Here is a 26,983-nt window from a genome sequence, read left to right as displayed (position 1 = left end):
GGCTCAGTCCATCTGGACCGACCTGACACCGTTGCCGTTCTCGCTGTCCTACGTGGACGCCGGCGGCGTGCGGACCCGGACGCTGCGGGCCGGCGAGGGCGCCCCGGTGGTGTTCCTGCACGGCACGAGCGGGCACCTCGAGGCGTTCACGCGCAACATCGCGCCGCACGCCGAGCAGTATTCGGTGCACGCCATCGACATGCTCGGCCACGGCTACACCGGCAAGCCCGGCCACCCGTACGAGATCCCGCTGTATGTGAAGCACCTGCTCGACTATCTCGACGCCGTCGGGATCGAGAAGGCGCACATCGTCGGCGAGTCGCTCGGCGGCTGGGTCGGGGCGCGCGCGGCCGTCGACTTCCCGGAGCGGATCGCCAGCCTGCAACTGCTCTGCGCGGGCGGCACGGTGGCCAACCCCGAGGTGATGCAGCGCATCGACTCCAGCACCCGCCAGGCCGTGGCCACCGACGACGTCGAGCTGACCCGCAAGCGGCTGCGGCTGCTGATGGCCGACCCGGTCAACGCCACCGAGGAACTGGTCGACGTGCGGCACCGGATCTATCACGAGCCCGACTTCGTGGCCAACATCGACAACCTGCTCTCGCTGCAGAAGATGGAGATCCGGCAGCGCAACCTGCTGACCCGGGAGCAGATGGGCCGCATCACCCAGCCCACGCTGATCGTCTGGGGCCGCAAGAACCCGTTCGGCGACGTGCCCGAGGCCCAGGCCATGCACGAGGCCATCCCGGGTTCGCGGCTGGAGCTGTTCGAGGAGACCGGTCACTGGCCGCAGCACGAGCAGGCGGCGATCTACAACCCGCTGAGCCTCGAGTTCCTCGCGAAGGCGTCCGCCTGATGCGGGCGCTGCGCTTCCACGACTGGGGCCGGGACCCGGTCATCGACGAGATCGAGGAGCCCGTACGGGGTGCGGGCGAGGTGCTCGTCGAGGTGCAGGCGGCCGCGCTCGCGCACCTCGACCTGACCGTCGCGTCGGGCACCTTCGGTCTCAAGCCGCCGCTGCCCTACACCGGCGGCGTCGAGGGCAGCGGCGTCGTCCTCGAGGCCGACGACCTGGAGCCCGGCACCCAGGTGATGCTGCGCGGCGCCGGCCTCGGCCTGCTGCGCGGTGGCACCTGGCAGGAGCGGGTGAGTGTGCCCCGCAAGGCGGTCACCGTGCTCGACCCGCGGCTGCCGGCCGAGGTGGCGGCGACGTTCTTCGTGCCCACCACGACCGCCGCGGTGGTGCTGCACGACGTGGCCAAGGTGCAGCCGGGCGAGAAGGTCGCCGTGGTCGGTGCGGCCGGCGCCGTCGGCGCGAGCGTGGCCCAGCAGGCCCGGCTGGCCGGGGCCGAGGTGACCGGTCTGGTCGGCCGGGAGGACCAGCTCGCGCTCGTGCCCGAGGGGGTCACCGGCGTGGTGCTGGGCTCGTTCGACGACCGCCCGTTCGACCTGCTGGTCGACACGCTGGGCGGCGACGGGCTGGTCGGGCGCAGCCGCTGGGTGCGGCCGGGCGGACGGGCCGTCGTGATCGGCTACGTGGCCGGCACGCAGATCACCATCGACCTGCCGAGCTGGCTGCTGGACGACGTGGCCCTGCTGCCGGTCAACATGATCCGCCACGAGCGCCGGGCCCGGGAACTCGCGCCCGCGCTCATCGTGGGGCTGGCGGCCGGCGAGCTGGACGTGGCGGTCGAGTCGGTGCCGCTGGAGGACGCCGTCGACGCGATCGGGCGGATGCGCTCGGGACACGTACGGGGACGCGCGGTTCTGCATTTCTGAAACCCCGGGGTCCGGTCAGCGGGACGTGTTCCGCTGACCGGACCAATTCGTTGATAAGTGTGACGGCGGCGACGAGATTCGGGTGATGGAGGCCACGACCGGACCCAGCTGCCTGTTCCAACCCGACCCCCGCGAACCGCACCCCGTCCCCGACAGCAACAGCGTGCTGGGCAAGGTGCGCCGCATCCTCGAGGTGTTCGGCCTCGACGACGAGACGCTGAGCCTCAGCGAGCTGGCCCGCCGGACCGGCCTGGCCAAGGCGTCGGTGCACCGGCTCAGCCAGGAGCTCGTGCAGTGGGGGCTGCTCGAACGGCGCAACGGCGAATACCGGCTCGGCATGCGGCTCTTCGAGATCGGCCAGCGCGTGCCCCGCCAGCGGATCCTGCGCGACCTGGCCCGGCCCCTCATGATCGACCTGGTGCAGGCCACGCACGAGACCGCGCACCTGGCCGTGGCCGACGGGCTCGAGGTGCTCTATCTGGACAAGGTGTCGGGGGAGCACGCCCAGATCAGCCGGCCGTCCCGGGTCGCCGGCCGGATGCCGCTGCACTGCACGGCGACCGGCAAGGCGCTGCTCGCGTTCGGCCCGCGGCACCTGCTGGACGAGGTGATGACGGCGCCGCTGACCCGCGTGACGCCGCGGACCACGGTGGCGCCGGGCCTGCTCGCCCAGGAGCTGCAGAAGGCCCGCGAGCAGGGCTTCGTGGCCGAGTACGAGCAGACCCGCATCGGCTACATGAGCGTGGCCATCCCGCTCACCGGCGCGACCGGCGCCGTCGTGGCGGCCCTGTCAGTGACCGCCCCGACGACGCGGGCCAAGGTGGATCGCTATGTCGGCCTGCTCAACCTGGTCGGCCGCCGGATGACGAAGCTGCTCAGCGCGCAGGAACTCTAGAGCTCACGGCTGTGACGATGTGCCCGGCGGTCTTCGCCGCGTACGCCTCGATCGAGACCATCGGATTCACCCCGGGCGCGGTGGGCAGCGCCGACGCGTCGGCCACGTAGACACCCTTCACGTCGAACAGCTGGCCCTCGCCGTCGACGACAGTGCCGGTCGCGCACGTGCCCGACTGGTGCGCCGACAGCGTCAGCACGTCCGGCCCTTCCAGAGCGCCCAGCACGGTCAGGAATTCCTCGAAGTCCTCGCCCTCGCGCCAGCGCGGATCACCGGGCAGGAACGTGAAGATCTCCTGGGCGCCGGCTCCGCGCAGCAGCTTGGCCAGTTCGACGTGGCAGCGCCGCACGACTTCCAGGTCGACGGCGTCGTTCAGATCCCAGTGGATCAGCGGCATGCCGTCCGGGCCCAGCTCGACATGGCCCGAGCCGTGGTCGCGGGCGAAGCCCCAGACACCCGAGACGTGCCGCAGCCGCAGCTGTTCGCGCTTGTGTGCCTCGCCGTCCTGCCAGGGTGTGAGCGCCGTCCAGAAACCCAGACCCATCGGGGCCGCCTCCACGACGAAGCCGTGCTCGCCCGCGACGTGCTCGTAGTCGTGGCTCACGCTGGTCAGGATCTGCCCCTCCCAGCCGCGCACGTCCTCGGCGAAGACCCCGCTCATGAAGTACGACGGGTGCACGTGCAGGTTCCGGCCGACTTCGGGGCCGCCGATGCCCGACGCGAGCAGCAGCGCGGGACTGGCCAGGGCGCCCGCGGCCACGACGACGACCGGCGCCCGCAGCTCGACCTCCCGATCACCGACCTTTGCCCGTACGCCGGAAGCCTGTCCTTGATCGTGCAGGATCTCGCGCACGTCGCAGCCGGGCAGCAGGCGCGCGCCCTGGTCCGACGCGTCCTGCAGGAACGTCTTCATCGTCGACTGCTTGCACCCGACCAGGCAGCCGGCGTTGCACTCGCCGCAGTAGCGCGATTCGTCGTCCTTGGCGTTGCGGGCGAGCGTGGCCCAGGCCAGCCCGGCCGCCTCGAAGCCGCGGATCAGGATCTCGTTGACGTGGTTGTGCACGGTGTTCGACGGTTTCGCGTTGATCCGTTCCATCACCGCGCGCACGTGCTCGTCGAAGTCCTCCAGCCCCTTCATGCCGCGCTGCCGCCACTCCTCGACCACATAACCGGGCGTGGGCAGACAGGCCATCGAGTTGACCGTGGTGCCGCCGCCGACGGTCGAGCCCGCGAGCAGACCGACCGAGGCGCTGGCCGACCACAGGAAGCCGCCGCCGAGATAGAGGTTGGGGAACGACAACGCCTCGAGCTGCGGCAGATCGGGTTCGTTGCGGTAGGACCCCTTCTCCAGCACGAGCACCCGCAGCCCCGCCTCGGCCAGGCGCGCCGCCGCGACCCCGCCCCCGGCGCCCGAGCCGACCACGATGGCATCGGCGGTCAGGTCGTCGTCCGCGGTGATCGTGCGCAGGGTCTTGGGGAACTCGGCCTCGCTCGGCGTGGGCAGCAGCGGGCCCGCGTAGCCGATCGCGGGCCAGGTCGGGTTCTTGGCGTCGGCGTCCGGGCCGGTGTAGAACATCGCCAGCACGGTGCTCTGCAGGATGATCGCGCCCGGGTAGGTCCCCGGGTTCTCCAGGACGGACCGCCAGCGGCGAGCCCGCTCCTCGTCGCCGGCCGCGGCGAAGTCGTCGCCGAGCGCGCCCAGTGTCGCCGTGATCTTGTCTTGGACGTGCGGCGCGAGCATCGGGATCACGGCCGCGGCGATCGCGTCGATCCCCAGGTCCGAGGCGCTCAGGCTGAGCAGCGTGGCCGCTTCGAGACTGTCGTCGCAACCGGCCGGCACCCGGGGGATGAGGGTGTCGCAGACGGCTTTCAGCGTTTCCGTGTTCATGCGCGTTCTCCGAGGAATTCCAGGACGACGGCGGCCACTTCGGGGGCCTTCTGCTCCATGAGCGGGATGGTGCCGCCCTCGATCACGGCGGTCTCGACCCGTACGGCGTTGGTCAGGTGTTTCTGCAGCCGTTCGACGTCGGGCAGCGCGAACGGGTCCGCCGACGCGCCGATCAGCAGCACCGGGGCCGTCACGAGGCCGATCCGGTCCTCCATCAGGTAGCGGGCGCAGGCCATGTGCCCCTCGGCCGGGTCGACGCCCGGAGCCAGCGCGTCCCGGATGAACCGGTCGAGCAGGTCGGGCCGCCCGGCCGGGTAGTACGGCTGCCGCAACGCCCACAGCTTGGTCAGGTGGGTGCCGTCCGCGGCCGTCACGGCCTCGTCCACCCCGGGCCCGTTCGCGTGGCCCTCGCGGTAGGCGGCGTCGGTCCAGGGCGCCGAGGACAGCACGAGCGCCGCGACCCTGGCCGGGGAGGCCGCGGCCATCTCGATCGCGACCGCGCCGCCGGTGTGGTGGCCGAGAACGGTGGCCTGTTCGATGCCGAGCGCGTCGAGCAGCGCGAACGCGCCTTCGGCGATGGCCTCGATGGTCTGCGGGGCCGGTAGCGGGGCGCTCAGCCCGAACCCGCGCATGTCCATGGCGATCACCCGGTGCCCATCGGCGAGCAGCGGCTGAACCTCACGGAACTCGTCGTACGAGCGCGGGGTCTGGTGCAGCAGCAGCACGGCGGGGCCCTCGCCCAGCTCGGCGTAGTGCATCTGGCCGTACGGCGTGGCCGCGTACCCGCGGGTCGGCACTGGGCTCATGCCCCCGCCTCCACTTCGTCACGGCAGAGGCCTGAGCCGGGCTTTGAGCCCACCGATTCACTCGCAAGCTCGTTCATGGGCGTGTCCTCCGTCGGAATGTGTTCTGGGTCTCCACAACACGCCTCCGGTGTTACGCGCGCCTTCCCCGCGGTCCGTTCACCGGACTGCCCGGCCAAATCTCCGAACGTCGCGATCCGGCCACAGTCCGTTCAGCGGAACAGGTCGCTTAGGCCGGTAACCCGCCGGTGCCAAGGTGAGCGCCAATCCGGTTGACGGTGGGTGAACTCACAAACCCCCATGGAGGTACGCAGGTGAACGCAAGTGCGGCGCCTCTGGTCGAGGTACGCGGGGTCTCGAAGAGGTATCCGGGCGTCCTCGCCCTCGACAACGCCAGTCTGTCCGTCAGCGCGGGCGAGATCGTCGCCCTGACCGGCGAGAACGGCTCCGGCAAGTCGACCCTGTCGAAGATCATCGGCGGGGCCGAGCAGCCGGACGGCGGCGTCGTGCTCGTCGACGGCGCCGAGACGGTGATCGCCAACCCGGCGACCGCCCTCAAGCTCGGCATCGTGATGATCAGCCAGGAGCTCACCCTGGCCCCGCAGCTGACCGTGGCCGAGAACGTCTTCATGGGCCGGCTGCCCCGCCGCGGCCGGGTGATCGACTGGGCCACCGTCCGGCGCCGGGCCCGCGAGGAGCTGGCCGCGCTGGACGTGCACGTCGACGTCAACGCCAAGGTCGGCGACCTGTCGGTGGAGCTGCAGCAGGAGGTCGAGATTGCTCGCGCGGTCTCCTCCAAGGCCCGGCTGCTGATCCTCGACGAGGCCACCAGCTCGCTCTCCGAGCATGCCACCGAGCGGCTCCTCGAGCTGGTGCGCGAGCAGGCCAAGCGGGGCGTGGCGGTGCTGATGATCTCGCACCGGATGCCCGAGCTCTATGCCACGGCGAGCAAGGCCGTGGTGCTGCGCGACGGCAGGCTGGTCGGCACCGTGCCCCTGCCCGCGACCTCCGAGTCGCAGCTGGTGCGCATGATGGTCGGTCGCGAGCTCAACGACTACTACGGGAGCCGCGACTGCGTGCCCGGTGACGTGGTGCTGCAGGTGCGCGACCTGGCCTCGGCCGACGGCGCGCTCGCCCCGACGTCGTTCGAGGTGCGCAGCGGCGAGATCGTCGGCATCGCCGGGCTGGTCGGCTCGGGCAAGGCCCAGCTCGGCATGGCGCTCGGCGGGGCCATCCCGGCCACCGGCGAGGTGCGGGTCAACGGGGCCGCGGTGACGCTGGGCGATCCGAGGCGGGCGCTCGGCGCCGGCATCGGCCTGGTGCCCGACGACCGCAAGCGCGCGGCCCTGCTGCCGACCCGCAGCGTGGCTCACAACATGACCCTGACCTGGCTGCCGAAGCTCTCCAAGTTCGGCGTCGTGCCCACCCGCACCGAGAAGCGCCGGGTCCGCGAGGCGATCGCCGAGTACGGCGTGAAGACCTCCTCCCCGGCCAAATTGATCACGCAGCTCTCCGGCGGCAACCAGCAGAAGGCGATCCTCGGACGCATCTTCGCGCTGGACTGCCCGGTCTACGTGCTCAGCGAGCCCACCCGCGGCGTCGACGTCGGCTCCAAGAGCCAGATCTACGCCCTGTTGCAGAAGCTGACCGAGAGCGGCGCCGCTGTCGTGATCATCAGCTCCGAGCTGCCCGAGCTGATCGGCCTGGCCGACCGGGTCCTGGTCTGTTTCCAGGGCGCGGTCCACGGCGAGGTCAGCGGCGAGCAGCTCCAGGAAGAGGTGCTGAACGCGATCGCGGTCAGCGGGCACGTCCACGAGGAGTCGTCATGAGCCAGGACACGTCGATCCGTCCTCCGGAAAAGGTCGCGGCGCCGTCCGATCCCGGTCGCCACGGCATCCTCACCAACGTGTGGCGGGCCTCCGGCAAGACCACCGGGGTGCTGGCCGGGCTGATCCTGCTGGTGGTCTACCTGTCGATCACCCAGCCGATCTTCATGACCTGGGGCAACATCACCAACATCGTGGCCAGCAACAGCGTCGTGCTGGTGCTCGCGGTCGGGGCCACGTTCGTGATCATCTCGGGCGGGCTGGACCTGTCCACCGCTTCGGCGGCGGCGGTCACCGGCATGTCGTACGGGATGCTGCTGCAACACGGGATGAGCGCCTGGGTCGCGGTGGCGGGCGCGCTGGCCGTGGGCCTGCTCCTCGGCATCGTGAACGGCGTCCTGATCTCGTACGTGAAGATCTCGTTCCTGGTCGTCACGCTGGGCACGTTGTCGGTCTTCGAGAGCGCGGCACTGGTGATGTCGCAGGGCAAGACGATCAACGTGTTCGCGATCGAGGGCTTCCAGCCGATCTACAACCTGGTCAACGGCAAGATCGCCGGGATTCCGTACCTGCTGATCTTCGACGTGGTCCTGGTCGTGGTGGCCGCCCTGGTGCTGCGTTACACGACGTTCGGCCGCGGGGTCTACGCGCTCGGCTCCAACCGCGAGGCGGCCCGGCTCAACGGCATCAACGTCGCCCGCACCACGCTCAGCGTCTTCCTGATCGCCGGCCTGGCCGCCGCCGTGGCCAGCCTCATCCAGGTCGGCCGGCTCACCGGCGCCAGCCCCGGCATCGACTCGACGCTGCTGCTCACGGTGGTGGCCGCGGTGCTGATCGGCGGCACGGCCTACACCGGCGGCGACGGCGGCGTGGGCGGAACCGTCCTCGGCGTCCTGTTCCTCGGCGTGATCCAGAACGGCCTGACGCTGAGCGACGTGTCGACGTTCTGGCGCGGCACGGTCAACGGCGTCGTGCTGATCGTCGCGGTCGCCCTGGGAGTGGCCCGGGACCGGGGCTGGTTGCGGTTCAATCGGGGCAGGACCCCGGCATCGTCCTGAACGCCACCCACTCACCAATCGCCTTTCTCGGATCTGCACGACACGCACCATGCCCCACGCCGGGCGGGCTTCACGGCCCGATCGGCTGACGCGACGGAGGACTCCATGCCGGAATCACAGGACCAGGCGATCATCCAGGCGGTCTCCGACACGTTCGCGCCGTCCCTGGACGCCCCGTCGGGCGCGGATGACGCCACCATCGCGTTCTACCGCGACGGGGCCAAGGCGCGCGGCATCGACGTGGCGGTGGCCGGCGCGGTCGGGTCGCTCGACGCCCTCACCCGCGGGGCCGTCGCGGAGCTCGTCGACCGGCTCGGCCCGAGCTTCGTCGACACCGATCTGGAGACGCGTACGGCGACGCTGCTCGCGGTGGCCGACGAGTCGATGCGGCTGCGTCTCGGCGTACGGCAGCTCAAGGCCATGACCCTCGCGACGCTGGTCGGGGCGGTGGACGAGACCGGCACCAACCCGACGTGGCCCGCGCTGGGCTACCCCGGCCCGGCCTCCAAGCCCCCGGCCGCCCCCAAGGATTTCCCGCTCCTGTCGTTGCCCGCGGGCCCGGCCGAGCTGGACGCCGACGTCGTCGTGATCGGCTCGGGGGCCGGCGGCGCGATCGTGGCCGCCCGCGCGGCCCAGGCCGGGCTCTCGGTGCTCGTGCTGGAGGCCGCGCAGTACCGCAACGAGGCCGACTTCCGGCAGATCGACTCGCTCGGCGCGGCCACGATGTTCCTGCGCGGCGGCTCGCTGTGGTCGTCGTCGGGGCAGATGGGCGTGCTGGCCGGCGCGACCCTGGGCGGCGGCACGGTGATCAACTCGATGGTCTGCCTGCGGACGCCGCAGCACATCCGCGAGCTGTGGGCCTCGTACGGGCTCGAAGGTCTGGACGGGCCCGACTACGACAAGTTCACCGACATGGTGTGGGACCGGATCGGGGTCAACACCGACGCCACCCGGTACAACGCCAACACCCGGGCCATGATCACCGGGCTCGCCTCGCTGGGGCACCGGCACGAGCGGCTGCCCCGCAACGCCGCGCTCGACGACGACGCGACGATGTGCGGCTACTGCAACGCCGGCTGTCAGCAGGGCAAGAAGCGCTCGACCCTGCACACATACCTGCAGGACGCCGTGGACGCCGGGGCACGCGTTGTCGTCGGCGCGCACGTCGACAGGATTGTCACTGCGGACGGGCATGCCACGGGTGTCCTGGCCACCGTCGACGGCACCACTTCGTTGTCCGTCTCGGCGAGAAACGTCGTCGTCGCGGCCGGCGGCATCGAGTCGCCCGCGGTGCTGCTGCGCTCGGGCATCGGCGGCCCCGCGGCCGGCAAGAACCTCACCCTGCACCCGGCCTGGATCGTCACCGGCGTCTACGAGGAGCCGGTCGAGGCCTGGCACGGCCAGATCCAGTCGGCCGTCAGCTTCGACCTGACCCGGGTCGTCGACGGCGGCGGCTTCCTGGTCGAGAGCCTCGCCCTCAACCCCGGCACGTGGGGCGGGCAGTCCCCGTTCGTCGACGGTCGCACGACCCGCGACCAGCTGCGCAAGCTGCCCTACTTCGCCACCTGGCACGGCGTCTCGCACGACCACGGCAGCGGCGAGGTCTATCTCGACGCCGACGGGCGCGCCGCCGTGCACTGGAACCTCGACGACGACGTCGACCACCGCATCGCCGTACGGGCGCACACCGAACTGGCCCGCATGCACCGTGAGGCCGGCGCCACCGAGATCTTCACCTTCCACTGGAGCGACCAGCGCTGGAAGCGCGGCGAGGACTTCGACGCGTACCTGGAGCAACTGGCCGGTTCCCCGATCGACGACCACACCGCTTTCTCCGCCCACCAGATGGGCTCCTGCCGGCTCGGCGCCGACCCGGCCACCTCGGTGGCCGACGGCTGGGGACAGCTTCACGACGTCAAGGGCGTCTGGATCGGGGACGCGTCCGCGTTGCCGACCGCGCCCGGCGTCAACCCCATGATCACAGTCATGGCCCTGGCCGAACGGACTGCCTCGGCCCTCGTCAAGACCTTCTAGCGCTCGCTTGTTGTGCCTCACCCCTCGGAGGAATCGTCATGCCCGTTTCCCGGTGGAAACTTACCTCTTGTAGCGTTTTGGGCATTGCCGCCCTGCTCGGCGCCACGGCCTGCGGCGGGGGCGACGACGCCTCCGCGGGCGGCAGCTCCGGCGGCCTCAAGGTCGCCTACTCCAGCCCGGTCGCGTCGCAGCCGGGCCAGCAGATCGTCACCAACGGCCTCAACGCCGGCGCCAAGGAGCTGGGCTGGGAGGTCAACGTCATCGACGCCAACCTCTCGCCCGACCAGCAGGTCTCCAACGTGCAGACGATGATCCAGCAGCAGGCCGCCGCGATCGGGCTCTGGGCGCTCGACTCGGGCGCCATGGAGGGCACGTACGCCCAGGCCAAGGCGGCCAACATCCCGGTCATCGGCGTCAACTCGGAAGGCGCGAACGTCTCCTCGACGGTGTGGTGGGGCGTCAACCGCTGCGACGACGACCAGTCGCCGTACCGGCAGGCGGCCAAGCAGATCGCCGAGGCCCGCCCGGGCGGCAAGGTGATCGTCATGGGTGGCCCGCCGGTGCCGTCGATCCAGGCCAACGTCAAATGCTTCAGCGACGCGGCCAAGGCGGCCGGGCTGACCATCCTGGCCCAGATCGACAACACCAAGGACACCTCGGCCAACGCGGCGTCGCTGACCGGCGACACGTTCACCAAGTACCCGGACGTGGACGCGGTCTGGTCGTACAACGACTCGTCGGCCATCGGCGCGTCGACCTCGGCCACCCGGGCCGGGCGCAAGATCTCCGACGGCACCACCGAGGGCATCATCATCCAGGGCTCGAACGGTGACCCGGACGCGATCGAGGCGGTCAAGCAGGGCCGGCTCAGCGGCACGTGGGACCCGGACTCCTTCGCCACCGGCATGGCCGTCATCAAGGCGATGGACGACGCCAAGAAGGGTGTGACCGGCAAGAACTACGTGGTCACGGCGAAGTACTGGAGCCAGGCCAACATCGCCGAGTACAAGGACACCGCGACGCTCGGCTACACCCTGGCCACCATCCCGGTCACCGAGAAGTAAAACCCGAGGAAGCCCCCGGTCGACGGCGGCCGGGGGCCCAGGAAGGGGTTCGATCACGTGACTGACACTCCACTCGACGCCACGGCGATGGCCGCGCTCGTCGCGTCCGGGGAGGCGAGCCCCACCGAGCTGGTGAGCGCCGCGATCGGCCGGATCGAGGAGCTCGACGGCCGGGTCAACGCGGTCGTGCACCGCCGCTTCGAGCAGGCCCTCGACGAGGCCGCGGGCCCGCTGCCGGACGGACCGTTCCGCGGCGTGCCGATCGTGCTCAAGGACCTGCGCAGCGGCAGCGCCGGCGACCCGGACCAGCAGGGCAACGCCTTCCTGCGCGGCATCGACCACCGCGCCGCGCACGACGCCAACGTGACGGCCGCCCTGCGCCGGGCCGGCTTCGTCGTGCTCGGGCGCACCAACACCCCCGAGTTCGGCCTGGTGTCCACCACCGAGCCGCGGGCCTTCGGACCGACCCGCAACCCGTGGGACCTCACCCGCTCACCGGGCGGATCCTCCGGCGGCTCGGCCGTGGCCGTCGCCACCGGGATGGTGCCGCTGGCTCAGGGCACCGACGGCGGCGGCTCGCTGCGCATGCCGTCGTCGCACTGCGGCGTGTTCGGCTTCAAGAGCAGCCGGGGCCGGGTCAGCGCCGGACCCGACGAGGGCGACGCGCTGGCCGCCCACAACATCTACGGCGTCATCACCCGCAGCGTGCGCGACAGCGCGGCCGCCCTCGACGCGATCGCCGGCGAGCACAGCGGCGACCCGGTGGTGGCGCCCGGGCCGTCCCGGTCGTTCCTGGCCGCCGCCTCCGCCGAGCCCGGCCCGTTGCGGATCGGCGTGATGCTCGTCGACGACGTGAACGGCTACCCGGTCGACCCGCGGGTGAACGCGGTCGTGCGGCGCACGGCCGACCGGCTGGCCGCCCTCGGCCACCACGTCGAAGAGGCCTACCCGGCCGCGATGACCGATCCGGCCTACCTCGAGCACTGGCTGGGCCTGCTCAGCCCCAGCGTCACCGTGCTGATGGAGGACCTGGCCGCCATGGCCGGGCGGCCGCTGCGCCGCGACGAGTTCGAGGAGGTGACGTGGTGGTGGGCCGAGCAGGGCGCCAAGGTGTCGGCGGCCGACTACGTGCGTCACGAGACCTGGCGCGACGACTTCCGCCGCCGCATGGGCTCGTGGTGGACCGGCGGCTACGACCTGCTGCTGAGCCCGGTCGTGCCCAACCCGCCGCCCCCGCTGGGCCTGTTCGACGGGCCGGACGGGATCCGACGCTCCATCGACATCCTCTGCTTCACGCCGCAGTTCAACACCACCGGTCAGCCGGCCATGGCGGTGCCGGCCTCGCTCCCATCGGAGGGGCTCCCGATCGGCGTGCAGTTCGCTGCCGCCTACGGTCGCGAGGAGACGCTGTTCTCGCTGGCCGGGCAGCTCGAGGCGGCGCACCCGTGGATCGGGGCCGGCACATGACGATCACCGGACCGGCCGACCGGCACATCCGGGCCGCCGCCGGCCACCTGGGGCTGCCGCTTTCCGAGGCCGATGTCGTCGCCGTACGGGCCGACATCGCGCCCATCATCGAGCTGCTGGGCGGGCTCGACGCCATGGCCGAGCCGCTGCCCCCGGTACGGTATCCGCGCACCCCGGGCCACCGTCCGGGCGCGGCCGACGACCCGTACAACGGCTGGGCCGTCCGCACCGACATCGCCGGCGCCGAGTCCGGTCCGCTGGCCGGGCACCGGATCGCCGTCAAGGACACGGTCGGCGTGGCCGGGGTGCCGATGACCGCCGGATCAGCCACGCTGCAGGGCTTCGCGCCGGACTTCGACGCCACGATCGTGACCCGCATCCTCGACGCGGGCGGCATCCTGGCCGGCAAGGCCAACTGCGAATACTTCTGCTACGGCGCGGGCAGCCACACCAGCGCGAACGGGCTGGTGCGCAACCCGTGGGGCCCGGCCCGCACGGCCGGCGGCTCCTCATCCGGCAGCGCGGTGCTGGTCGCCTCGGGCGCGGTCTCGATGGCCGTCGGCGGCGACCAGGGCGGCTCGATCCGGGTGCCCGCCGCCCACTGCGGTGTCTACGGCCTCAAACCGACCCACGGGCTCGTGCCGTACACGGGCGTCATGCCGGTCGACCCGTCGATCGACCACGTCGGCCCGATGACCGCCACCGTGACCGACAACGCGCTGCTGCTGGACGTGCTGGCCGGCCCCGACGGGCTCGACCCGCGTCAGGTGGGCGTGCGAAAAGGCGACTACCTCAGCGCGGTCACCGGCGGCGTCGAAGGCCTGCGCATCGGCCTGCTGACCGAGGGCTTCGGGCAGCCACTGGCCGAACCGGGCGTGGAGGACCTGGTCCGCGCGGCGGCCGACCGGCTCGCGGCGGCGGGGGCCACGGTCGTCGAGGTCTCCGTGCCCGAACACCGCACGATGATGAACGTCTGGGCGGCGATCATCCTGGAGGGCACCGTCCAGATCGCCATGCACGGCAACGGCGCCTGGATGGGCATCACCGGCCTCAACCCGACCGCGCTGATGCGGGCACACGCAGGCTGGCGGCACCAGGCCCACCTGCTGTCCGAGCCGATCAAAACCGGGCTGATCGCGGGCCACTACCTCCGTGAGGTCTACGGCGGCATCTACTACGCCAAGGCGCAGAACCTCGTCCGCGTCGCGCGAGAGGCGTACGACACCGCTCTGAACCAGGTCGACGTGCTCGCGCTGCCGACCGTGCCGTTCGTGGCGCCGCCACTGCCCCTGGGCACCAGCCGGGCCGAGATGTCCGCCCCCGGCTTCGACCCCGTGGTCAACACGGCGCCCTTTGACTGCACCGGGCATCCGGCGCTCTCCGTACCGTGCGGGCTCAGCGACGGGATGCCCGCGGGCCTGATGCTGGTCGGCCGGCACTGGGACGAGGCGAGCCTTTACCGGGCGGCCGGCGCGCTCGAACGGGCGGGGGACTGGCGCGATTGGCGGTCCGAGTAAGCAGGTGCCCGCGGCTCGGCTCCACGTTGTCCACAATCCCGGCCACCGTGCAGCGCCCTGTGGACAACTAAGGCGTGTTTCGTAAGTCCCGCTGGGTCTGAAGTTGCGGCGTGGCGGTGATCGATAACTGAAGAGGTCTCCGGTATCTGGTTCTGCGACCAAGCAAGAACTTCATACCGGAGACCTCGTGGCCACCTTAGCGGTGACGAGGCGGCATGACCTGACCGACAGGCAGTGGGCTGTGCTGGCCCCGCTGCTGCCTGCCGCGTCGTCCACGGGTCGGCCGCCGAAGTGGGAGAAACGGCAGCTGATCGATGGGATCCGGTGGCGGATCCGGATCGGTTCCCCGTGGCGTGACGTGCCGGCGGAGTACGCGCCCTGGCCGACGATCTACGGGTTGTTCCGTCGATGGCAGCGTGATGGGACCTGGGATCGGATCCTGTCGGCGTTGCAGGCTCAGGGCGATGCTCAAGGTCGCATCGACTGGACGGTCAGCGTGGACTCAATGACCAGCCGCGCTCACCAGCACGCTGCGGGTGCCCGCACCGACGGGCATCTGCAGAAGGAACCCCCCGGCGGCGTCCACGACGAGCCGGCCGATCACGGACTCGGCCGTTCCCGGGGCGGGCTGACTACCAAGACGCATCTGGCCTGTGAGCAGGGCCAGAAAGTCCTGTCGATGATCGTGACTGCCGGGCACCGCGGCGACAGTCCGCAGTTCATCCCGGTCCTGCGCCGGATCCGGGTGAGCCGGCTCGGTGTCGGCCGCGCCCGCGACACCGCGGTGTTGCCACCCGCTACGACAAGTTAGCCGTCCGCTTTCAAGCCGTCCTGACCATCACCATCATCGGCGAGTGGTTATGAAACACGCCTTAGTGCCAGATCCCGCCATCCAGGCGTAGGGTCCAGCCCCTGCCCTTGGGTGGGCGGGGGAGGTGGCGGCACTCCACCGATCTTGAGACAAGCAGGCCCCGGTCAACGGCGACCGGGGCCTGCTCTTGATTCGTTAGGGATTACCTGGAGCGCCACGCAGCGATCGTCGGGTTCGTTCCGCCTACGCTGCTCGTCTCCGCCAGGGGGTTCGCCGCCGGTCCGCCGTCGCGGCGCGGGACCTGGCTGCCGGATGCCGACGCCCGACCAGCGGAAGCGGGGCCCAATTAATCGATGAAATCGAATATGGTCCGGCTTCATGGGCCTGACACGTAAGCAAGTTCTCTCGATGATGGGGGCCGCGGCCGCGGCTCCGTTGGTGGCCGGGGCGGGCAAGCCGAGGGTGATCCGGCGGGACGTCTGTGTGCTGGGCGGCGGCTCGGCCGGCACGTACGCCGCGGTACGCCTCGGTGATCTGGGGCGCAGCGTGGTCGTGGTGGAGGCGCAGGACCGGCTGGGCGGCCACACCGAGACCTACCACGACCCGGCGACCGGCGGCACGATCGACATCGGCGTCGTGGTGCTCGAGGACGAGCCGGTCGTTCGCAACCACTTCGGCCGGTTCGGCGTCGATCTTGTGCCGCTGGCCGGTGGTGAGGGCGGCACGACGGTGCAGGTCGACTTTCGCACCGGGCGGCCGGTCGGCTACACGCCCCCGCCGCCGGCCGCGCTGCCCGTCTACTACCAGCAGATTCTCCCGTACGGGCCGATCGACACCGTGCTCGATCTGCCCGACCCGGTGCCGGCCGAGCTGGTGGCGCCGTTCGCCCGGTTCGTGGCCGAGCGCGACCTGGGCTCGATCGTCCCGCTGGCTTTCGCGTACGGGCAAGGAATCGGCGATCTGCTGGGGCTGCCCGCGTTCTATGCGCTCAACCTGTTCGGGCAGGGCGTGGTGGGCAAGCTGCTCGGCGGCGGCTATGTCACCTCGGCCGCGCGTGACAACAGCCTGCTTTACGAGCGCGCGACCGAGCATCTGGGCGACGACGTGCTGCTGGGCACCCGAGCCGTACGGGTCGAGCGCACCCGCAACGGCGTCCGGGTGCTGACGGCCGGTCCGGACGGGCCGGTGCTGATCGAGGCGGGCAAGCTGCTGGTCACGATTCCGCCGCTGGCCCGCAACCTGACCGCCGTCGACCTCGACGCCACCGAGCGCTCGATCTTCGGCAAGTTCACGAGCGGCGGCTATTACACCGGTGTCGTACGCCTTTCCGGCCTGCCCGCCGGGGTGGGCCTCGACAACGCGGCCCCCGAGACGCCGTTCCACCTGCCGCCGCTGCCGGGGCTTTACATGGTCGCGCCGAGCGCGGTGCCGGGGCTCTACAGCGTCAAGTACGGCAGCCCGTCGCCGCTGCCGGACGCGGTGGTGCGGCGCGAGATCCGGGCCGGCATCGAGCGGGTCGCCGCCGCGGGCACGTACCCGGTGCGGTTCGAGGGTTTCGCCACGTACGCCGGGCACGTGCCGTTCGAGCTCAAGGTCGGCCCGCGCGACATCGCGGGCGGCTTCTACCGGCGGCTCAACGCGCTGCAGGGCCGCAACCGCACGTATTGGTCCGGCGCGGCCTGGCACTCCCACAACTCGGCCCGCATCTGGGTCGGGCTGGAGAGGCTGCTGCCCTCGATCGCAGCCTGAGAAGGGGAGTTACCTCTACCCCGGATCCTCGGGTCTGCGGGATCGATCGGGCGTCCCGGCCGGCGTTGCATGGACCCCATGGTGACGATCGGAAAGGCGGCCCTGGCCGGGCTGCGGACGGTCGCGGTGGGGCGGGAGCCGCCGGGGCTGCGGCGGCGGCCCTGGCTCACCGTGCTGTTCTTCCTGCTGGCGTTCGCGGCCGGGGCCGGGGTGCACGACGAGCTCGACGGGCAGCCGCAGGTGGTGCGGCTGGGCTTGGCGGTGGCAGTCGGGGTCTCGGTGGTGCTGGTCCCGCGGCATTCGTTGCCGGCCTGGCGGATCGCGATGGTGGCGACGCTGCTCACCCTGCCGCCGGAGATCGCGCCCGGGGGCGTCTCGTGGCCGTGGCATCCGATGCAGCTCTGGGTGCTGCCTCTGCTGGTGCTGGTGGTTACGCTGCGGCATCGGACCTCGACGACCGTCGTCGCCGCGCTGCTCACGGTGGCCACCGCGGCCGGGCATCTGCGCTCCGATCAGGTGCCGGTCGTGGTGGGGGCGGTCGTGGTGCTGGCCGTGATCGGTGATCAGGTCCGGCGGCGGGTGGAGGCGCAGCACAGCCTGGTCGCGGCGCGCGAGCTGACCGCGGCCGAGCAGGAACGCAGCGCCGTGCTCGAGGAGCGGGCCCGCATCGCGCGGGAGATGCACGATGTGGTCGCCCATCACATGTCGATGATTGCCGTACGGGCGGAGACGGCGCCCTATCGGCTCAGCGATGAGCGGGAGGCGCGCGATGCGGAGTTCGGCGCCATCGCGGGCGCGTCGAGGGCGGCGCTGCAGGACATGCGGCGGCTGCTGGGGGTGCTGCGCAGCGACGACGTGGATGCCTCGCTCACCCCGTCACCGGGGCTGGGCGACATTGCCGGCTTGGTGACCGAGGCGGTGGAGTCGGGGCTGGACGTCGTGCTGACCCAGAGCGGCAACGCGAACGCCGCGCCGCTGGTGGGGCAGACCGCGTACCGGATCGTGCAGGAGGGCCTGTCCAACGCGACCCGGCATGCGGCCGGCGCGGCCGTACGGGTCGAGGTCGCGGCGCGGGAGCGGGCGTTGTACGTCACGGTGCACGGCGATGCCTCGACCCGGGCGGACCGCACGACGGGCGGTGGTCACGGCATCGCGGGTATGCGGGAACGGGTCACGGCGGTCGGCGGCGAACTGACGGCAGGGCCGGCCGCGGACGGGGGCTTCGAGCTCCGCGCCGAGCTGCCGCTGAGCGGTTGACCATGGCGGCGGTAACAGCCGGATGCCCGCAGTTCAAGCCGGGCCGAAAAGCCGGTCCGTTGACCGGACCCAACTTCCTGCGCGGCCGTCATGGCGCTGCGATCGTGCGGAGATGAACATCATCGGGTATCTCGACCGGCTCAGTTACGCGCCCGGTGCCACCGTGCACGCCAAGTTCAGCACGCCCGCGGCCAGTTTCGAGGCGCGGCTGGTGCGGCTGATCAACGGGGACGCCCATCCGCTCGGGCCGGGCGTCGACATCCGGGCGGTTCCGTCGGCGCTCGACGGGCTGAGCTTTCCGGGGCGGGTGCAGCCGATTCGTGCGGGTTCCTTCGCCCGTACGGCGGAAGGCCCCGTCCCCGCGGGTCACGTCGAGCTGCGCCTCGCGTTCCGGCCGACGCTCGCCACGGGTGCCGGGCACGAGCAGACGGTGGTGGCTCTGACCAGCGGTGACGAGCTGGTGGCCGAGGTTGTCATCGAGGAGGGACAAACCTTCCTGCGTACGGGGGAAGGGTCTGTTCTCGCCGGCGAAGTGGTGACCGGCCGCTGGTATCGGCTCGTGCTGGCCGTGTCAGGATCGACGGCGAGCGTGGCGCTCAGCCCCGGCCCCTCACCCGCCTCCGCCAAGCGGATCCCCACAGCGCAACAAATCGTGATAAGTCCGGTTTGGGCGGCGGAGGGTGCGGCGACCGGAACAGTGGCGGCGGCCGGGACAGTGGCGGCGGACGAGGGAGGAGCGGCGGCCGGGACAGGGACGGCGGACGCGGCAGGGACGGCGGACGCGGCAGGGACGGCGGACGCGGCAGGAGCGGCGGACGCGGCAGGAGCGGCGGACGCGGCTGGGGTGGGATCACGAACCTTGGCGGTCGCGTTCGCGGCCGGCGGCACCGGGAAGAACCACTTCAACGGCCGCATCGATCGCCCCACGCTGCACGCCGGTGACACCGTGATCGCCGAGTGGGATTTCGGGCCCAGCCGCACGCTGCGGCAGATCGCCAACCGGGTCGGCCCCGATTTCCACGGCGAGTCGGTCAACTTCCCGCTGCGGGCCTGTCTCGGGATCGACGGCGCGGCCGACGACGTGGACCCGCGGCTGGCGCCCGAGGCCTACCAGGCGATCCACTTCCACGACGACGACCTCGACGACGCCGGCTGGGCCGACGACCTGACCCTGGACGTGCCGGCCGAGCTGCCCAGCGGCGTCTACGGCATCCACGTCACGGCGGCCGACGGCACCGAGGACACCGTCCCTTTCATCGTCACGCCCGGTGACAACCCCCGGAAGCGTGCCCTCGTCGTGTTACCGACCTTCAGCTACCTCGCGTACAGCTGCGAGCACGTCATGGCCGACCCGGGCGCCCGCGACTATCTCAAGGGGGTCGGCGTCGGCGAGCCCCCGGAGTTCGGCGGCAACGTGCACGACGCCTACCTGCTGGCCAACGGTCTGCGCAGCCTCTACGACGTGCACACCGACGGCACCGGTGTCTGCTTCACCAGCACCCGGAAACCCCTGCCCAACGTACGCCCGGAGCACCGCTGGGCGGCCGTGGCCGGGGGCGAGACGTCGGCCCACCAGTTCAGCGCCGACCTGCACCTGCTGGCCTGGCTGGACGCCGAGGGCTACGACGTCGACGTGATCAGCGACGAGGAGGTGCATCGGGAGGGCCTGGCCGCGCTGGCCCCCTACCGTGTGGTGCTGACCGGCAGTCACCCGGAGTATCCGACGACGGCGATGATGGCCGCCTACGAGTCGTACCTGGAGCAGGGCGGCCGGCTCATGTATCTGGGCGGCAACGGCTTCTACTGGGTCACCTCGATCGACCCGGAGCGCGAGCACACGATCGAGATCCGGCGCACGGCGGGCATCCGCGCCTGGCAGCCCGAGGCCGGCGAGTGGCATCACGCGACGACCGGCGAGCTGGGCGGGCTGTGGCGGCTGCGGGGCAAGGCGCCCCAGAAGATGCTCGGCGTCGGCATGGCCTCGCAGGGTTTCGACACCAACCGGCCGTACGACGTGGCCGAGCGGGTTCCGTTCGTCTTCGAGGGCATCTCCGGAGACCGCATCGGCGACTTCCCGTCGCTGGTCAACGGGCACGGCGCGGCCGGGGTCGAGATCGACCGCGCCGACCGGGCGCTCGGCACGCCCGACGACACGATCGTGCTGGCCTCGGCGACCGGCTTCTCCCGGGCGTACGGGCTGGATCCGATCGAGGTGCAGCTGCCGGACGGCTGCTACGACGGCACGACCAGCGACAAGGTCCGCTGCGATTTGGTGCTGGTGCCCAAGCCGAACGGCGGCGCGGTCTTCTCCACCGGCAGCATCGCCTGGTGCGGCTCGCTGCTGGCCGGCGAACGGCGCAACAACGTCTCCGTGCTCACCGGTAATGTGCTGCGGGCGTTCCTGACCCGAGACGAATTGATGTAGCCCCCAACCATCCGTCGCCTGGCCATCGTTAGGGCGGGTGAAGGGGGTGAGGGATGGACGACTTCCGGGACTTCGTCCGGGAGCGCTCGCCGGCGTTGTCGCGGCACGCGTACCTGCTCACCGGGGACCACCAGCTCGCCGAGGATCTGCTGCAGAGCGCGCTGGCCGGCGTCTACCGGCATTGGCGGCGGGTGCGCGACGACAATCCCGAGGCGTATCTGCGCCGGGCCATCTATCACCAGCACGTCAGCTGGTGGCGGCGCCGCCGCGTGCGCGAGCACCTGACCGGGGCGCCGCCGGAGGTCGAGCGGGCCGACCCGGCCGAGGCCACCGCCCTGCGGCTCAGCCTGGCCCAGGCACTGTCGGCGCTCAGCCCCAAGCAGCGCGCGGTCATCGTGCTGCGCTTCTACGACGACCTGACCGAGGCTCAGGCGGCCGACGTGCTCGGCGTGCGGGTCGGCACGGTCAAACGGCATGCCCACGACGCGTTGCGCCGGCTGCGGGAGATCGCGCCCGGCCTCATCGACGACGGCGAGAGGAGCCCCCGGTGACTGCCCACCTGCGGGAAGAGCTGCGGCGTGAGGCCGCGACGGCGAAAACCTACGACGTGTACGCCGGGAGTGTGCGCCGGGCCAGGCGGGGCCGCCGCCGCACTGCCGTCGTGTGGGCCGTGCTCGTGGCGGCGCTGGCGCTGGCCGTGCCCTTCGCACCTCGGCCGTCGACGACCCCGGCGGCTTCGGGCGGCGTGATCTCGCTGCCCGACAAGCTGGGCCTGCCCGCGTACGGGGCCCGTGGGGTGTCCGGGCTCGGCGCGGCCTCCGTCGTCTATTCGGGTTACGGCCCGCGCTTCGGCCCCTGGTTCGACGACCACGACACGTACGGGCTGGTGGGTGCGGCAGAGGAGGACTACCGGAAGATCCACACCGGGCTCGTGGACGACGGGGTGCTGCTCGCCCCGGACGGCGCCACGCTGGCCGTCCCCGATCGGCTGGTCGACCTGCGGACCGGTGACGAGCGGCCGCTGCCGGGCTTTCCGCTCGCCTGGTCGCCGGACGGCCGCCGGCTGGTGACCGACGACGGAACCGTGCGGATCATCGACGTGACCAGCGGCGGCACGACCACGCTGGGGTCGGCGCCCACCCAGTCCTCGGCGGCCTGGTCGGCGGACGGCACCCGGCTCGCCTGGACCAGCGAGGGCAGGCTGACCGTGACCGATCCGGCCGGGCGGACCCTGACGTCGTTCAGCGTCGGCTTCGACGGGCTGCTGGCCGGCAAAGGCGCGTGGACGCCGGACGGCCGGGCGGTGGCCGTCAGCGAGCAGGAGGACCGGGCGCCCAGATGGTTCGACCCGGCGACCGGCCGCGAGGCCGACGGCCCGGATTTGCCCGCGGTCGACGGCACCGTCTACCGCCAGTGGTTCGCGGGCTGGCGGCCCGACGGCAGCGCGCTGGTCTTTGTCCTCGGCGACGAGCCCCGGCTCCTGGCGCTGACCCCGGGCGCGAACCGGCCGACGACCGCGATGACGCTGCCGTCCCAGGTCAACTATCTCGACCTGGCCGATGCGGCTGTCGACTCGGGGGCCGTACGGAAAGGGAATTCTCCGTTCTTGATCGGCCCCTGGTGGTGGCTCAGGCTGGGCCTCGGCGGGCTGATCGTGCTGGCCGTGACGCTCGTCGTGCGCAGGCTGAACGAGCGCGCCCGCACGCGCCGCGTCGTCGCGATCCCGTGGGAGACCACCCACGGGCCGCTGGTCTGATCAGGCCGCCGTCCGCGCCTCGACCGCCCGGTGGATCAGCTCCGCCGTCGCCTGCACGATCGGCAGCAGGCGGGGCACGATCAGCTGCGACGTGGGCATCGTGATCGACACGGCGGCATAGATCTCCCCGTACGCGTCGACGACCGGCACGGCCAGCGAACTGTGCCCGACCAGCATCTCCTCGAGCTCCACGGAATGCCCGCGCTTGCGCACCTCGGCCAGCTGGCCCGCCAGCGCCTCCAGGGTGGGGACGCTGCGCGTGGTCGGGCGCATCAGCCCGTGCCGGCTCAGCTCGGCCAGGGCCGCCCGCCCGTCGGGGCGCAGCGCCAGAAACAGCTTGCCCGAGGCGGAACAGCTGGCCGGGAGCCGGCCGCCGACCTCGGAATGGGTGAGCACGTTGGCCGCGCCCGCGATCTTCTCCAGGAACAGCACGTGGGTGCCGTCGGGGACGATCAGATGCACGGTGGCCCGGGTGGCCGCGTACAGGTCGACCAGGGCCGGCCGGGAGACGCGGCGCAGAATTGCCGCCACCGGCACCCGCTGGCCCAGCTCGAAGACGCGCAGGCCGAGCTGATAGCTGTTGCCGACCCGTTCCAGCAGCCCCCACTGCACGAGTTCCTGGGCGAGTCGGTAGGCCGAGGCTTTCGGGACCCCCGAGCGGCGGCTGAGCTCGGTCAGCCGCAGATGGACGGCGCCCGCGCCGAACGCGGCCAGCAGCAGCTGGGCCTTGCCCAGCACGGACTTCGGGGTGCCGGTCTCGTCATCGAGCTCGACGTCAGGCGGGATGCGGAAAGCGAGGTCGGTCATAAGCGGCTCCCTCCACGGCTGTGGATCTTGCCTTCCCGACGATAGCCCCGTGTCGCGTAGGGTTGCCGCTGCCGGGCAGACAGTAATTTCCGCCCGTTCGGGCCGGGTCCGGTGACCGGAACGCGCTGGTTGCCGCCCCGGGGGCGCGGCGGCGACGCTCATTCGAGCCGACCCTGAGGAGTGTCATGGAGCGATTCCGTCCCGCCGCGGACTACCGGATGTTCGTCGGTGGCGACTGGGTGGCCGCTTCCGGGTCCTTCGAGGCCGTCGACCCCAGCCTGGGCAGCCCGTGGGCGGCCATCGCGGACGGCACGGCGGCCGACGCCGAGGCCGCGGTCGAGGCGGCCCGCAAGGCGCTGCCGGCCTGGCGCAAGTCGTCCGTGGCGACCCGCCAGGCGCTGCTGAGCAGGATCGCCGACCGCATCGAGGCCAACGCCGACCTGTTCGCGCGGCTGCTGCCGACCGAGAACGGCCGTCCCGTACGCGAGGTCGCGATCGCCGACGTGCCGGCCAGCGCGGCGATCTACCGCTACTACGCCGGCATCGTCCGCTCGCACCGCGGCGACCAGATCCCGGTCGAGGACCCGCACAGCCTCGTCTACACCGTGCGCGAGCCGCTCGGCGTGATCGCCGCGATCCTGCCCTGGAACTCGCCGCTGATCACCACGGCCAACAAGCTCGCCCCCGCGCTGGCCGCCGGCAACACCGTCGTCCTCAAGCCCAGCGAGTTCGCCTCGGCCGGCGTGCTCGAATTCGTCAAGCTGATCGCCGACCTGCTGCCCGCGGGCGTGCTCAACGTCGTGACCGGCGGCCCGGTGGTCGGGGCCACGCTGGCCGGGCACCCCGACGTGGCCAAGGTGACGCTGACCGGCGGCGGCCCGACGGCCCGCGCGGTGATGACGGCGTCGGCGGCCGTGCTGACCCCGACAATCATGGAGCTGGGCGGCAAGAGCGCGATGATCGTGGCCGAGGACGCCGACCTCGACCGGGCCGTGGCCGACGCCGCCATGGGCATCTACCTGGCCAACGGGGAGGCCTGCATCGCGTCGTCGCGGCTGCTGCTGCACGCCTCGATCGCCGATGACTTCCTCTCCCGGTTCGCTGCGCTGGCCGCCTCGATCAAGGTGGGCGACGCGCTCGACCCCGCCACCCAGGTCGGCCCGTTGGTGTCGCGGCCGCACTACGAGCGGGTGATCGGACATCTGGGCCGGGCGCGCGAGGAGGGCGTCCGCGTGCTCGCCGGCGACGAGGATCTGGGTCTCGCGCCGGAGAACAAGAACGGCTTCTTCGTACGGCCGACCGTGCTGCACGACCCCACCGGCCGCGCCGGCATCGTCACCAGCGAGGTGTTCGGCCCGGTGACGGTGGCCGAGACGTTCACCGACTACGACGAGGTGGTCGCCCGGGCCAACAGCACCCGCTACGGCCTGGCCGCCGGCGTGTGGACGACCGACCTGGCCCGCGCCCACCGCATCGCGGGTGAGCTGGAAGCCGGCATCATCTGGGTCAACAAGTGGTTCGACCTGCCCGCCGGTGCCCCCATGGGCGGCGTCAAGGACAGCGGGTTCGGCCGCGAACTGTCCTGGGAGACGCTGCTCGAATACAGCGCCCCCAAGACCATCAACGTCGACCTCGGTGCGCCCCGGTTCCCGCTCTGGGGCTAAGAACCGGATCTTTGCCGCCGATGGACCCGATATGGGGGCCGGGAACAGCGTCGGAGTGCTGGCGCCGTTCGTCGGAGGCACCTACTACGGCAGTCTCGTCGCGGGCACGGTCGCGGCGGCGGCCACCCACGGGCGCCCGCTGATCGCGATCCAGACCCTCGACGCGGCGGCCGAACTCAGCGTCAGCGGCGGCGACCCGGCCTTCGACGCCCCGGTCGCCTGGGACCATTCACCACCGCGCTGTCCCTGATGGTCGGCCGCCCCGGCGCAGTGCTCTTCCTGGACCTGGACGGCTTCAAAAAGGTCAACGACACCCTGGGCCACCACGCCGGCGACGACCTGCTGATCCGCGTGGCCGGCCGCATCCGCCACTGCCTCCGCGAAGCCGACCTGGCCGCCCGCTTCGGCGGCGACGAGTTCGTCATCCTGCTCGGCGACAGCGTCCCCGGCCCCGACCAGGACAGGCTTGTGGAACGGCTGCGCGCCACGATCAGCGCCCCGTACCGGATCGGCGACCGCACCGCCCACATCGGCGTCAGCATCGGCGTGGCCGACTGCGCCACCGGAACCAGCGCCGAACAACTGCTCCGCGACGCCGACACCTCGATGTACCGCGTCAAGGCGGCCCGCCGCCGGACGCCCGCCGCCACCCACTGACCGCCGCCGCGTCTTGGTGGGGGCTGACCGGCCCGGCCCCACAGAAGGGAGGATGGTGGCATGGCTCTGCTTCCCTGGTCCGACCTGTCCGCGGCGAACTGGCTCACGGCCGACGACCGCCCCTGGCATGAGCTGGTGACGTTCGGGCCTTCGGCAATGAAGTCCTATGCCCGGCTGCGATTCCTGCCCGACCCGGCGTTCCCGGGGCAGAGTGAGAACGACGCCGCCGGCGACGAGGACGCGCCGTCGGAGACCGAGCGGCTGCGGATGGTTCTGGAAACGCTCGCGCGGCACACCGGCACGCCGGAGGAGTGTTACTTCCTGCTCTGGGAGGGCTGGGGCACCGCCCTCTGGGGCGACCACCGCACGGCCCCGGCCTTCCCTCCCGCGGTGCTCGACGGCCCGAAGGTCGAGCTGCCCCACCGCTCCTACTTCCTGTTCCGCGGCCCGCTCACCGACTTCGGCGACTGGGGCGCGGCCGACATGTGGCCCGGCCGGCCCCGGCTGGACATGCCCGGCCCGGCGTTCGTCTGGCCCGCCGACCACGCCTGGTGTGTGGCCGACGACGTCGACCCGCACTGGGCCGGGATCGGCGCGACCGAGGCGGCCGTCCGCGAGCTGACCGCCGACCGCCGGATCGATGTGGTGCCCGCCGACCCGGGCCGTCCGCAGCCGGCCTACAGGTGAGCCGCGCGGCGCAGGGGGATCGGGTTGTCGTCGGGCACGACCCGCCAGGCCCGGTCGGCCAGCGGTTCCAGCAGGGTGGTGGCCGCCTTGTCCAGGTTGTCCCACGGGCCCGCCGCCAGCTGGTCGGTCAGTTGCTCGACCCAGGCGTACGCGTCGCGGCCCTGATCCGTGGCGGTGCCGTCGGCGGCGACCCAGCCGCGCTCCTCAAGCCGGTCGGTCGCCGCCCGCCACTCGTCGTCGGTCCAGCCGCGGGCGGGCTGGGTGACCTCGCGCAGGCGGCCGCCGTCGAGGGCGGCCCGCCAGGCCAGTGACTCGCAGCCGTCGATGCCCGCGGTCAGCAGGGCGGCCACGTGCCCGTCGCCGCGGTGCTCGCGCAGGACGGTGGCCGCGTGCCAGAGCCGGCCGATCGGGTCGTCGGGCCAGGGCAGGTCGGCGTGGGCGGCGGCCAGCACCCGCCCCGGCATGTCGGCGGCCCGCGCGGCCTCGGTCAGCACGTCGGCGGCTTCGGCGATCGTTGCCGCCGGCAGGCCGGTGAACAGGTCGGTCAGCGCGGCGGTGGCCCCGGCCGTGCGGGCGGCCAGGGCCGCGGGCGGCGTGATCCGCGACCAGACGCCGGGCAGTGCCCGCGACACCATGGCCGGCGCGAACCCGAAGAAGGCCGCCGTCACCGGGCCCGGCCCGACCGGGCCGAGCGCCGCGGCGCGTCCGGCGAAGTAGCGCCGCCAGAAACCGGTCACCCCCGCCTGCTCGAAGGCCACGGCGCCCTGCGGGGCGAAGTAGACGACCGCGTGCAACGGCTCGAAGAGCGCCCACATCCGGCGCGCGACAGTCATGCCCTC

At 71.9% G+C, this 26,983-nt stretch carries 22 protein-coding genes and 1 pseudogene; 19 read left to right on the top strand and 4 right to left on the bottom strand.

Annotation, left to right across the window (positions count from 1 at the left end):
- The first annotated feature begins 31 nt into the window (after positions 1-31).
- From ACZ3I4_RS09680 to ACZ3I4_RS09670, 3 genes are all read left to right on the top strand, one after another.
- Positions 32-856, top strand: a complete 825-nt coding sequence (locus ACZ3I4_RS09680) for an alpha/beta fold hydrolase (RefSeq protein WP_465381469.1) — start codon at positions 32-34, stop codon at positions 854-856.
- Positions 856-1,779 carry a quinone oxidoreductase family protein gene (locus ACZ3I4_RS09675; RefSeq protein WP_465381468.1) on the top strand — a complete coding sequence of 308 codons (924 nt, stop codon included), beginning with the start codon at positions 856-858 and terminating at the stop codon, positions 1,777-1,779. The genes ACZ3I4_RS09680 and ACZ3I4_RS09675 overlap by 1 nt, the downstream gene beginning before the upstream one ends.
- An 85-nt stretch (positions 1,780-1,864) precedes the next feature.
- Entirely contained in the window at positions 1,865-2,674 is an 810-nt protein-coding gene (locus tag ACZ3I4_RS09670) for an IclR family transcriptional regulator (protein ID WP_465381467.1), read from the top strand.
- Here the strand turns inward: ACZ3I4_RS09670 and ACZ3I4_RS09665 are convergent.
- Both ACZ3I4_RS09665 and ACZ3I4_RS09660 read right to left on the bottom strand, forming a co-directional pair.
- Positions 2,655-4,562 (bottom strand): GMC family oxidoreductase N-terminal domain-containing protein, encoded by a 1,908-nt coding sequence (locus tag ACZ3I4_RS09665; RefSeq protein ID WP_465381466.1) that lies wholly within the window; start codon positions 4,560-4,562, stop codon positions 2,655-2,657. The genes ACZ3I4_RS09670 and ACZ3I4_RS09665 overlap by 20 nt on opposite strands.
- Positions 4,559-5,368, bottom strand: coding sequence for an alpha/beta fold hydrolase (locus ACZ3I4_RS09660; protein WP_465381465.1), 810 nt, complete (start codon positions 5,366-5,368; stop codon positions 4,559-4,561). The genes ACZ3I4_RS09665 and ACZ3I4_RS09660 overlap by 4 nt, the downstream gene beginning before the upstream one ends.
- A 311-nt stretch (positions 5,369-5,679) precedes the next feature.
- Here ACZ3I4_RS09660 and ACZ3I4_RS09655 point away from each other — a divergent pair, with 311 nt between their 5' ends.
- The 12 genes and pseudogenes from ACZ3I4_RS09655 (at position 5,680) to ACZ3I4_RS09600 (ending at position 22,329) form a co-directional block, all read left to right on the top strand.
- Positions 5,680-7,194: a sugar ABC transporter ATP-binding protein gene (locus ACZ3I4_RS09655; protein WP_465381464.1), complete on the top strand. Its 1,515-nt coding sequence runs from the start codon at positions 5,680-5,682 to the stop codon at positions 7,192-7,194.
- Positions 7,191-8,249 (top strand): ABC transporter permease, encoded by a 1,059-nt coding sequence (locus ACZ3I4_RS09650; protein WP_465381463.1) that lies wholly within the window; start codon positions 7,191-7,193, stop codon positions 8,247-8,249. Before ACZ3I4_RS09655 ends, ACZ3I4_RS09650 begins: the two co-directional genes overlap by 4 nt.
- A gap of 105 nt (positions 8,250-8,354) precedes the next feature.
- Positions 8,355-10,283, top strand: a complete 1,929-nt coding sequence (locus ACZ3I4_RS09645; RefSeq protein ID WP_465381462.1) for an FAD-dependent oxidoreductase — start codon at positions 8,355-8,357, stop codon at positions 10,281-10,283.
- A gap of 77 nt (positions 10,284-10,360) precedes the next feature.
- On the top strand, positions 10,361-11,347 hold the full coding sequence (locus ACZ3I4_RS09640) for a sugar ABC transporter substrate-binding protein (RefSeq protein ID WP_465381461.1): 987 nt from the start codon (positions 10,361-10,363) through the stop codon (positions 11,345-11,347).
- 57 nt (positions 11,348-11,404) lie between these two features.
- Positions 11,405-12,814 (top strand): amidase, encoded by a 1,410-nt coding sequence (locus tag ACZ3I4_RS09635; protein WP_465381460.1) that lies wholly within the window; start codon positions 11,405-11,407, stop codon positions 12,812-12,814.
- A complete protein-coding gene (locus tag ACZ3I4_RS09630) occupies positions 12,811-14,331 on the top strand; it encodes an amidase (RefSeq protein ID WP_465381459.1) in 1,521 nt (506 codons plus the stop codon). The genes ACZ3I4_RS09635 and ACZ3I4_RS09630 overlap by 4 nt, the downstream gene beginning before the upstream one ends.
- Positions 14,332-14,518: 187 nt before the next feature.
- A pseudogene (locus ACZ3I4_RS09625) lies at positions 14,519-15,195 on the top strand (IS5 family transposase).
- A 325-nt stretch (positions 15,196-15,520) separates the two neighbouring features.
- The gene (locus ACZ3I4_RS09620; RefSeq protein WP_465381458.1) at positions 15,521-16,891 is read left to right on the top strand and encodes an FAD-dependent oxidoreductase; all 1,371 of its coding nucleotides are present in this window, start codon (positions 15,521-15,523) and stop codon (positions 16,889-16,891) included.
- 78 nt (positions 16,892-16,969) lie between these two features.
- Positions 16,970-18,148 (top strand): sensor histidine kinase, encoded by a 1,179-nt coding sequence (locus ACZ3I4_RS09615; protein WP_465381457.1) that lies wholly within the window; start codon positions 16,970-16,972, stop codon positions 18,146-18,148.
- A gap of 112 nt (positions 18,149-18,260) precedes the next feature.
- Positions 18,261-20,573, top strand: coding sequence for a N,N-dimethylformamidase beta subunit family domain-containing protein (locus ACZ3I4_RS09610; RefSeq protein WP_465381456.1), 2,313 nt, complete (start codon positions 18,261-18,263; stop codon positions 20,571-20,573).
- Positions 20,574-20,626: 53 nt separating this feature from the next.
- Positions 20,627-21,124 (top strand): SigE family RNA polymerase sigma factor, encoded by a 498-nt coding sequence (locus ACZ3I4_RS09605; RefSeq protein ID WP_465381455.1) that lies wholly within the window; start codon positions 20,627-20,629, stop codon positions 21,122-21,124.
- Entirely contained in the window at positions 21,121-22,329 is a 1,209-nt protein-coding gene (locus ACZ3I4_RS09600) for a WD40 repeat domain-containing protein (protein ID WP_465381454.1), read from the top strand. Before ACZ3I4_RS09605 ends, ACZ3I4_RS09600 begins: the two co-directional genes overlap by 4 nt.
- Here ACZ3I4_RS09600 and ACZ3I4_RS09595 read toward each other — a convergent pair whose 3' ends face one another.
- On the bottom strand, positions 22,330-23,136 hold the full coding sequence (locus ACZ3I4_RS09595) for an IclR family transcriptional regulator (protein WP_465381453.1): 807 nt from the start codon (positions 23,134-23,136) through the stop codon (positions 22,330-22,332). It abuts the gene before it with no gap.
- Between the two features lie 185 nt (positions 23,137-23,321).
- Here ACZ3I4_RS09595 and ACZ3I4_RS09590 point away from each other — a divergent pair, with 185 nt between their 5' ends.
- The 4 genes from ACZ3I4_RS09590 to ACZ3I4_RS09575 are packed head-to-tail and all read left to right on the top strand — an operon-like array spanning position 23,322 to position 26,144.
- Positions 23,322-24,800, top strand: a complete 1,479-nt coding sequence (locus ACZ3I4_RS09590; RefSeq protein WP_465381452.1) for an aldehyde dehydrogenase family protein — start codon at positions 23,322-23,324, stop codon at positions 24,798-24,800.
- 31 nt (positions 24,801-24,831) lie between these two features.
- Positions 24,832-25,050 (top strand): hypothetical protein, encoded by a 219-nt coding sequence (locus ACZ3I4_RS09585; RefSeq protein WP_465381451.1) that lies wholly within the window; start codon positions 24,832-24,834, stop codon positions 25,048-25,050.
- On the top strand, positions 25,050-25,457 hold the full coding sequence (locus ACZ3I4_RS09580) for a diguanylate cyclase domain-containing protein (RefSeq protein WP_465381450.1): 408 nt from the start codon (positions 25,050-25,052) through the stop codon (positions 25,455-25,457). Before ACZ3I4_RS09585 ends, ACZ3I4_RS09580 begins: the two co-directional genes overlap by 1 nt.
- Positions 25,458-25,517: 60 nt before the next feature.
- Complete coding sequence (locus ACZ3I4_RS09575) at positions 25,518-26,144, top strand: hypothetical protein (protein ID WP_465381449.1); 627 nt, start codon at positions 25,518-25,520, stop codon at positions 26,142-26,144.
- Here the strand turns inward: ACZ3I4_RS09575 and ACZ3I4_RS09570 are convergent.
- The gene (locus ACZ3I4_RS09570) at positions 26,135-26,977 is read right to left on the bottom strand and encodes an SCO6745 family protein (protein ID WP_465381448.1); all 843 of its coding nucleotides are present in this window, start codon (positions 26,975-26,977) and stop codon (positions 26,135-26,137) included. The two genes, ACZ3I4_RS09575 and ACZ3I4_RS09570, sit on opposite strands and share 10 nt — an antisense overlap.
- Positions 26,978-26,983: the final 6 nt, after the last annotated feature.

The sequence above is a fragment of the Actinoplanes sp. NPDC021490 genome (assembly GCF_055562135.1).
Note: the sequence above shows the minus strand (reverse complement) of the source record. Positions and strands in the feature narration are given on the sequence as shown.